Consider the following 8531-nt stretch of genomic DNA (forward strand, 5'->3'; position numbering starts at 1 on the left):
ATCCCGCTGACAGTGGGCGACATCTACGGCCGGTCGGGCCTTCCCGATTCCGATGCCCTGATCCACGGCGGGCCGTCCGGCCAGGCGAACCTCACCGTCCGCTGCCGGGACGGCCAAGTCCGGCTCTCGGGTGGCCGTCTCGAGGACGGCTATGCCCGCGTCCCGCTCGATGCCCCGATCGACCTCGTCGTCACGTGCCCGACTCGCGAGACCCTGCGCGGCCGGGCGGCCGATGGCCGCGAGGTGGCGTTGACCATTCGTCCCTACGTCGGCGGCGACGGCGCACTCGATGTGGCGTTCTTGATCGATCACTCGGGCTCGATGAACGAGGTCTGCTCCGGCGCCTCCCGCGGCGTGACCAAGCACCAAGCCATCATCCTCGGCCTGCGGTCCTTGGCACGGCGCCTGCGCGATGAGGACGCGTTCGATCTGTGGGAGTTCGATAACCAGCTGGCGCACGTCGGCTCGACCTCCGACACCCAGCGGCGTGGCTTGTTTGGTCTCGGTGGCAAACTATCGGCGGGAGAGCGGCTGTTGCGGCTGCTCGATCGCTTGAAGGACCCAGCCGGCGGCACCGAGATCGGCGCGGCGCTCTCTGGCACGATCCGCGGCTCGAACGCCCGCGACATTCTGCTCGTCACTGACGGCAAGAGTCACGCTCTCGATGTCCAGGCGCTAGCGCGGATGGGCCGTCGCGTCCATGTCGTCCTGGTCGGTGAGGACAGCCTCGAAGCCAACGTCGGCCACCTCGCTGCGTTGACGGGTGGCGACATTCTGGTCGCCGCCGGCGCCGACCTCGGAGACTTCCTGCTCGCCGCGGTAGATTCATTGCGTGCGCCGTTTGAGGCGCCGCCGCGGATCGAGGGTCGCATACAACATCTTCGCGTCGTCCGTGGCAACGCGGTCATCGAGGCCGACTGGCGCCCAGCGCGCGGTGGCGACAGCGAAGATCCGTATGCGCGCGCCGTGGCCGCGTTCGCGGCGAGCTTGGCGCTGCCGTGCCTCGATGAGGAGGCGGCTGCCGCCCTGGCCGAGGCGGAAGGCTTGGTCACGCACTTGACCAGCCTCGTTCTCGTCGACGAGGCGGCCGAGGCGCACGAAGGCCTGCCGGCCACGCACAAGATCGCGCTGCCAACGCCGCGGACGGCTGATTTTTTGATGGAGCAACGCCTCTCCTGTGCGCCCAGCATGCTGGGCGAACACAGGGCCGAAGCAGACGAAACCCCGGTCGTGGCTGCGTACTCGGCCCCAGGAGTCTGCCGCAACGACCTCTCGCAGGTGTTGGCCCGCATCGACTGGGATGCGGCACCGGACCGGCTGCGTCGAGGCGATCTATCTTCGCTTGACCGGGAGGTCGCCCGGATGATCGAGCAGGCCGCTGCGCTGCCGGAAGTCATCGCCACGGCCCATCGGCTCGGCATTACTCCGACCCAGTTGGTCCTGGCGCTGCTCGCGCGGACTTGCGCCGGCGCCAACCGCGCGGCGGCGCGCCTCGCCCGCGCTATCCTCGGAGCGCGCATCTTCCCAGAGATCGAGGACCTCTATGCTCAGCTTGGTCTCGCGGGCATGCGTGGGACCACGCAAGGACCCTATTGAGCAGCAAACCGGTGGGGCGAACCATGAACGACCTGATCCGCGTCGCGACAACTGAAATCTTGCGCTTCCTGGCCTCCCAGCTGCCAGCGTTATCGCCGGACTGGTGGCAAAAGCACGTTGTCGATCGCTTGAGCTTCCAGCAGCAGCGGATCGTTCAGGAGCGCGGCCATACCTCCCTTCAGCAGTTGGACTTGGCCGCACTGCTCCGGGTCCTTGATCAGAACTGGTACGAGTTGGGAAGCAAGCTGCCGTTGCCCCGAGAAGCGCGAACCTGGCTCAAGGAACTCCAGACCGTTCGCAACAAGTGGGCGCACATGTCGGGGGAGGCGTTGCCGCCCAGCGAGGTTTATCGGGATGCCGATACCCTTGGGCGAGTGTTCACGATCCTGGGCACTGAACCGGCTTCGTTGCAGGCCGTCGAGGCGGCGAAGGCCGCGGCGTTGGCGGCAATGACAGGCCATGCGGCGAATCCGACCACTGATGCCGGTAATCAGCAGCAGTCGAGACCACAAATCGTGATGTCAGACACAGCCGGATCCGAGGCGCCGCCGCCCGCTCCATCGATGTTCAAGGTTGGGGACCTTGTCGCGCTTCGGTCAGATCCCACCACATTGCTCCCCGTCATCGAAGTCATACCGGGTGGCGCTGAAAGCCGCTACCGGGTCTTTCAGAACAATACGAAGACGATCTACTATGAAAGCCAGCTGCAAGCGGCGCCCGCGACTGAAGATGTCCACGATCAGCTGTCCGTCCGAGAGCTTCATGCCCATCTGACAAGCCTTCACGTCTTGTCGCCGTCAACATCGAACCTCTTCTCTTTGCGGCTCGGCCGAGTGCAGTTCATTCCTTATCAATATCGGCCAGTGCTGAAGCTTATCCGCGCCGACAGGCCGCGGTTGCTCATCGCCGATGAAGTGGGCGTCGGTAAAACCATCGAGGCGGGTCTGATCATCCAGGAGTTGCGTGCACGAATGGATATCGCATCCGTCCTGGTCATCTGCCCCAAGGCCCTGGTGGCAGAGCGCAAGTGGTTCACCGAGATGAAGCGGTTCGACGAAAGCTTCACGGCACTTGACGGAAAGTTGCTCCGGCATTGCCTGCGCGAAACCCACCTCGATGGCGAGTGGCCAGAAAAGTACAGCAAGGCCATCTTGCCCTTCTCATTGTTCGATTCAGATCTGCTGTTTGGCCGGGACCGCCGCGGCAAGAAAACGGATCAGGGGCTCCTCGATCTCGACCCGCCGCCTAAGTTCGATCTCGCGATCGTCGATGAGGCCCACCACCTCCGCAACACCGAGACGCTGCAGCACCAAGGCGTGCGCTTTTTCTGCGACAATGCCAGCGCCGTGCTGCTGCTCACGGCAACACCTGTCCAACTGGGCAGCCAAGACCTCTTCACCCTGCTTAACGTGCTTCGCCCCGACCTCGTCATCGATCCGCCCAGTTTCGATCAAATGGCCGAGCCCAATCGACACATCAACACGGCCATCCAGCATTGTCGCGCCGGACGACCACTTTGGCAGCAGGAAGCGAGAGCCTGCCTGGATGCCATCGCGAATACCTCCTGGGGACAGCTTTTTCTCCGCGAAAGTCCCGCCTTCCAGTCGGTGTACGACCGCCTGGGCGAGGACGGCTTAACCGACACCGATCGAGTCAAACTCATTCGTGCAATCGAGGACTTGTACACGTTCGGTTCCCTCATCAACCGCACGCGGCGGCGTGATATCGGTGAATTCACATCGCGCAAGCCTGAAACCCTCACCGTCGAATTCACCGAAGACCAGCGGCGGTTGCACGACGATCTGCTCGACGTGATCGCGAGGATATTGACGCGATGCCACGGACAGCAGAACGTCAAGTTCCTGATGACGACGATCCGCCGGCAGGCAGCGAGCTGCCTTTACGGTCTGGCGCCACTGCTTTCGGACATTCTCACCGGCAAACTCGATCGCCTCGAAGTGATGGAGGCAGGCGACAGCGATGACGAAACTGACCTCACGTTCGTCGATCAGGTGCGCGCCGACATCGAGGACATTCTCGAACGAGCCCGTAACCTCGATGCCCGCGACCCCAAGGTCGAGGCTTTCCTCAAGGTCCTGATCGACAAGGACAAGCGGCCGAACAACAAGGCCCTCGTGTTCAGCACGTTCCGCCACACCCTGTCTTACCTCGATGCTCATGCACGCCGCGCCGGCATACGGGTCGGGCTCGTTCACGGGGACGTTCCGGACGAGGATCGGGCAGATTTGCGCCGCCGTTTTGCCCTGCCGAGAGAGGACGGCAACGCGATCGATGTGCTGCTGTCGTCGGAGGTTGGTTGCGAAGGCCTCGACTTCCAGTTCTGCGATCTTCTCGTCAACTATGACCTGCCCTGGAACCCGATGCGCATCGAGCAGCGCATCGGGCGTATCGACCGTTTCGGACAGCAAAGCGTAACGGTTGCCATCGTCAATCTGATCACGCCGGGAACGGTTGACGCCGCTATCTACGACCGCTGCCTTTGGCGCATCGGCGTCTTCCAGCATGCGGTCGGTGGCAGCGAAGAGATCCTCGGGAAGATCACGAGTGAGTTGCACGACATCGCCAAGAGCTTCACGCTCAGCGAGGACGAGCGAGCGCAGCGGTTGCAGCAGCTTTCGGACAATGGGATCCGGATCATTCAGGAAGAACAGGAACTGGAAACGAGACAATCCGAGCTGTTCGGTCTGAGCGTGCCGAACCAGTCTTGGAGCGAGGAGATCAAGGCAGCGCAATCCCACTGGTTAGCACCGGCCGGCCTGCAGGGATGCGTGACGGCGTATCTGGCGGCGCGACTCAGCAGCGAAGGATCGCATGTTCTTGGCGACAAAGCCCTCAAGACCTTGCGGCTCGGCCAGGAAGCCCGGGACCTGCTGCTCGCCGATTTTAAACGCCTGCCGCGGTCACTCGACCCGATTGCCCGCGCGTGGGAAAAGTGGCTGAAAGGCGATAAACCAACGCTGTCCGTCACCTTCGACCAGCAGGTGGCGGCGGAAAACCCCAAAGTCATCCACCTGTCGGTCGTGCACCCTTTGGTGCGACAGGCCGCACGCCACCTTGAGATCACCGAGCCGAAACACGTGGCACTCGTGGCAGTCCACCCGGACATCCCCGGGGGCACGTACCCGTTCGCCCTCTACCGCTGGTCCAAGCACGGCGTCAGGCAGGACGAGGTGCTGATTGCGGTGGCAGACGACGCGCACGTGGAGCCGGCGCTACTGCAGCTGCTTCAAACGGCTGCTGACGCTTCCCCTGTAAGCCTGCTCGATGCCGCCCAGTGTGAGGCCCTCGACGCGCGCCATTACGAGAAATGGTCCGCGGCGCGCGCCGACCATATTGCCGACAACAGCCAGCTCGTGGAGCAGAGGATCCAGAGCCTGACGGTCAGCCACCGGGCGCGGTGCCACGCCATCCAGGACCAGATCTCGCGCGCCACGAACGACAAGATCCGGCTGATGAAGCAAAGCGAATTGCTGCGAGCCAACGCCGACTTCGATCGACGGGTCGTCGAGCTTCAGCAGGCCGCCGACAGTGGCGATATCCGGGCGACTTCGGTGGTCTTTGGGACCCTTTCGGTGTCGGAGACCTAACCGTGAACAACTTCCTCAAAGATCTTGCCGCCCAGAGGCAGAAGTTTCTGGACGGTCTCGATGCCAACAAAGGCGACATAAATCTCGACATCTTCGAAGATTTTTACCCTGATCAAGCTCACTTCCTGTTGGAGCTTCTGCAAAATGCTGAAGATGTTGAGGCGACAGAAGCAACTTTTGAAATATACCAACATGGATGCTCTTTCACGCACAACGGCAAGAGAACGTTCAACACGGACGATGTCAGGGCGATAACCGGAATCCATAATAGCACCAAGATCAAAGCCGTCGACCAAATAGGAAAATTTGGCGTAGGCTTTAAGGCCGTGTTCGTTTACACGCTCAGTCCCGAGATTTTCTCCGGAGAATTTGCATTCAGAATTCTACGTCTTGTTTTTCCAAAGGAAGTCTCCGGAGATCGATGCCTGGGAGCTGATACGCGTTTTTGGCTTCCCTTCGATAATCCACGGAAAGTAGCCGCAGCTGCCTTTACCGAAATAAGAGATAACCTGTCCACCCTGTCTGATACGACTCTGCTATTCCTCTCACATTTGGAGTTAATCGGCTGGCAAGTCGATGGTGCCGCGCCTGGCGAGATTATGAGGGTTCAACACTCCGATAACCATTTCGAGGTACGGAGGCAGGTCGGCGGAGAGACCGCGACAAGTTCGCACTTCCTGAAATTCGATCAGCCTGTCGTCGGCTTGGAGAAACAGCGCATCGCCGTCGCGTTCGCCCTTGACGCCCTGCCCAACGTGCAATCGTTCGATCCGACGAAACCGCTGGCAAAGCAGTTCAGGATCACGTCGGCCAACCCGGGCCGCGTCGCCGTCTATTTTTCGGCCGAGAAAGAGACCTCGGGGCTGCGATTTCACCTTCATGCGCCTTTCGTTCCCGAGCTGAGCCGGGCCAGCATCAAAGAGACGCCTGCCAACCAGCCTCTATTCGAGCAACTCGCCGCGCTTACGGTGACCGCTCTCCCTCAGATCCGAGACCTGGGTTTGCTCACCACCGACTTTCTCGCCGTCCTCCCAAACCCCCAAGATGCGGTTCCGCCCCGGTACGAGCCCATCCGCAACGCCATCGTGGAGGCAATGAATACGGAGCTGCTCACGCCCACCCATGCGAGGTCTCATGAACCGGCCAATCGCCTGCTGCAAGCACCGGCTTCTCTCAAGGACCTCTTGTCAGCGGAGGATCTGGAGTTCCTTGTCGATCACGACGGAGCGCCCCCGCTGTGGGCCATCGCCGCGCCACAAAAAAACAGCAACGCCGACCGCTTCCTTGAGGGGCTGGCAATCAGGAAATGGGATACCGAGCAATTCGTTGACCTGCTCGGCGAAAAAACCTCTGATGAGGACTTTATGGCCTGGCTTGCGGCAAAGCCGGTCGAATGGCATCAAAAACTTTACGCCCTCCTCAATGAAAATCTAGCCTCCCTTGGGTGGAGAAAGGACGGACTGCGCAAAAAGCTTAAGAAAACAAAACTGATCCGCCTCGCCGATGGGCAGTACATCGCCGGGAGCAACTGCTTTTTCCCCAGCGACGACGGGAAGGACGATGACGGGCTGCCCCGCGTTGACAAAGGCGTTTACACGTCCGGCAGGAGCAAGCAGCAACAGGAGAACGCAAGAAAATTCCTCGAAGAGATGGGCGTTCGCGAGGTTGGCGAGGCGGAGCGGATCGAGGCCATCCTCAAGCAACGGTACGCAAGCCCCAACGTGAAATCGCAGAAAGGTGATCTCAAGCGCTTTATCGCGCTCGTAGAAAAGGAGCCTGACAAGGCCACTCTCTTCAAGGACTATTTCATTCTCCAAGGTCAGGATGAAACGTGGCGAAAGCCAGAGGACATATTCCTCGACGAACCCTTTATGGATACAGGTTTGAGTTCGTATTACGATGCCCTAGTGATTTTGGAACGCCAGGGTGATCAAGAGACTGAAGGGGATGAGTATTGTTATAATGAACCGTGCGACACAGAACTGGCGCACACACCCCTCGCTTCAAGCTACGTAACGTGTGGCGTATTCATTGACAAGCTTGTGAAGTTCGCAGCCGCCGTCGGCACTCAGACTCACCTCAAGCCAACCCAAACCAGCACTGGGAATCATCCGCACGTATCAGAACTTCGGGAGGACTATTCTAGGTATGGAACTCGGTGGACCAGCAGTGCGATTGATGTTGATTGGGAAATACCCCACCTGTCAGAGGCTCTAAAAGATCCCTCTGTGAAGCTAGCGCTTCTTGTATGGAAAACCATTTCTGACGCTCCTCCTACGGTTCTTGAAGCACAGTTTCGTCCCAATCAGCAGTACCAAACGAGACGTATACCCTCGTCGTTGGCGTTGCTTCTTCAAAGGGCCTCATGGGTACCGCAAAACGATGGGCGGTTCGTCCGCCCCGCAGACGCCTCGCGAGATCTGCTTCCCTCTGGATTCACGTTCGACCCCGGATGGAATTGGCTGAAAGCGATCCACTTCGGTGCGGCGGCTGCCAAGAAATCCGAACAGCACCGCCAGAAACAGGCGGTTGCGGAGGAGCTCGGAGTGTCGCTGGACGACATCGAGATGATCAACCAGCATCCCGACGATTTCCAGCAATGGAAGGACTTTGTTAGGGCCAAGGCTGTACGACCAGCGTTCCCTGAGCGAACGTCGGCCGATCCCAGGCGACGGGAGGCACGGGTTTCGCAACAATGGCAAGAGGCTTCTGTCAAGGAGTACGATCGGCGAGAAAGGTCGGTTCGGACGAGCAGGACTACCGTTGATCCCCACCCTTGGCTTGTCGATTATTACACAAACGATGATGAGCAAATGGTTTGCCAGCTCTGCGGCAATGAGATGCCCTTCAGGAAACGCGATGGGCAATACTACTTCGAGGCAATGGAGGCAATGGGCCCCGAGCAATTCTCGAGGGAACATGAGGCGCAGTTCCTCGCCCTGTGCCCCGTATGCGCCGCAAAATACAATGAGTTCGTCAAGTCCGACGACGATACGCTCGCGGAAATGAGGAGGGCCATGCTGGATTCAGATGAGCCTTCCATACAAGTCATGCTAGGCAGTTCAGCCGCGACATTGAGGTTCGTTGAGGTTCATTTCGACGATCTCAAGACAATCCTTAAGAAAGAAGAGGCCGAAGGTGCGGCCGCAGAAACCGATTGAGCGACAGGCAGCGAACATCGCTACGACGCCCTAATTCGCGGCATCTTGCTCGCTCTGCGCTGATGGGGAATATCTTGCTCGCTCTGCGCTGATGGGGAATCCGGTGCAAGTTGCTGTGACTCCCGACTGTCATCCAGCTGCGGCCAGAGTCCTTTGGTGAGAATGG

3 protein-coding genes are annotated in these 8531 nt (G+C 60.0%); all 3 read left to right on the forward strand.

The features are described from left to right. A partial coding sequence (locus NFW05_RS17230) for a vWA domain-containing protein (protein ID WP_295309827.1) occupies positions 1-1596 on the forward strand: 1596 nt, incomplete at its 5' end. Between the two features lie 23 nt (positions 1597-1619). After that, positions 1620-5204 carry a helicase-related protein gene (locus NFW05_RS17235; protein ID WP_295309829.1) on the forward strand — a complete coding sequence of 1195 codons (3585 nt, stop codon included), beginning with the start codon at positions 1620-1622 and terminating at the stop codon, positions 5202-5204. A gap of 2 nt (positions 5205-5206) precedes the next feature. Further along, positions 5207-8365 (forward strand): hypothetical protein, encoded by a 3159-nt coding sequence (locus NFW05_RS17240; protein WP_295309831.1) that lies wholly within the window; start codon positions 5207-5209, stop codon positions 8363-8365. The last annotated feature ends 166 nt before the right edge of the window (positions 8366-8531 follow it).

Origin of the sequence: Accumulibacter sp., assembly GCF_023806625.1 — a bacterium.
In the GTDB taxonomy this organism is placed as follows: Bacteria; Pseudomonadota; Gammaproteobacteria; order Burkholderiales; family Rhodocyclaceae; genus Accumulibacter.